The sequence below is a fragment of the Kamptonema formosum PCC 10802 genome (genome assembly GCF_000332335.1).
In the GTDB taxonomy this organism is placed as follows: domain Bacteria; phylum Cyanobacteriota; class Cyanobacteriia; order Cyanobacteriales; family Oscillatoriaceae; genus Oscillatoria.
Window position 1 is genome coordinate 353217 of the sequence record NZ_KB235950.1, and the last position, 975, is coordinate 354191.

Here is a 975-nt window from a genome sequence, read left to right on the forward strand (position 1 = left end):
CCCCTCTGGGGATAAGGGGCAGGGGGGGCCCCCTCTGGGGATAAGGGGCAGGGGGGGCCCCCTCTGGGGATAAGGGGCAGGGGTTGGGGGGTGGGGTTCTTCTCGCCTCCCTACTTCTGTTTTAACACCACCAAAGTAATGTCGTCAAACACCTTTTGCTCGCCGATATGCCGGCGCACGTCCTCAATCACCGCCTCCTTGATTCCCGACGCCGGCAAGTGGCAATTCTCCTGAACCGCTTCTATCAGCCGGTCGAGTCCGTAAAGCTCGCCGCCGAGATTTTCCGCTTCGGTAATCCCGTCGGTGTAGAGCACCGATACGTCTCCGGGATTTAACCGCACTTCTATGTCCGCGATGAAATCCGCAATGTCGGCTTCTAACCCGATGGGGAAGCCTAAATCCATTGTGTCAATTCGCTCTATCACAGGCGAGGACGCCTGTGCTACGTCTCCCGCACGCACGACTATCATCTCTTCGTGCTGTCCGCTCAGCTGCAGGACTCCCTCGCTGTAGTCGAGCAAGGCGAGGCTGAGGTTTTTGTCGGAATTCATCCGCGTAACATTATTATAAATCGTCCGGTTAACGGTGTCAAGGAATTTTTTGGGGTCGGTTTCGCTATTTTCCAGCAGGGTGCGGATTGCGGTTTGCACCATGATCATCAGCACGCCGCTTTCTAAGCCGTGTCCGGTTACGTCGCCGATGCCGATTTTAACGCGCCCGCCGCTTTGCAGCACGTCGTAGTAGTCGCCGCCCACTTCGTCCGCCGGCTCCATGAAACCGGCAATATCCAGTTCCGGTATTTGATGCAGTTCTTCCTCTTTGGGCAAAATCATCCGCTGCAACCGGCGCGTGATTTCCAGTTCCGCCGCCATCCGCATGTTCTCGGCTTTCAGGCGCTCGTTGAGCAGGGTGATTTCTTGGTTGGCGGCGGCGAGTTGGGCGGTGCGCTCGATGACTTTTTGCTCTAGGGTTCGG

General features: G+C 57.2%; 1 protein-coding gene. It reads right to left on the reverse strand.

What is annotated here, in order from left to right:
* Nucleotides 1-110 precede the first annotated feature (110 nt).
* A partial coding sequence (locus OSC10802_RS45215; RefSeq protein WP_017721508.1) for a PP2C family protein-serine/threonine phosphatase occupies nt 111-975 on the reverse strand: 865 nt, incomplete at its 5' end.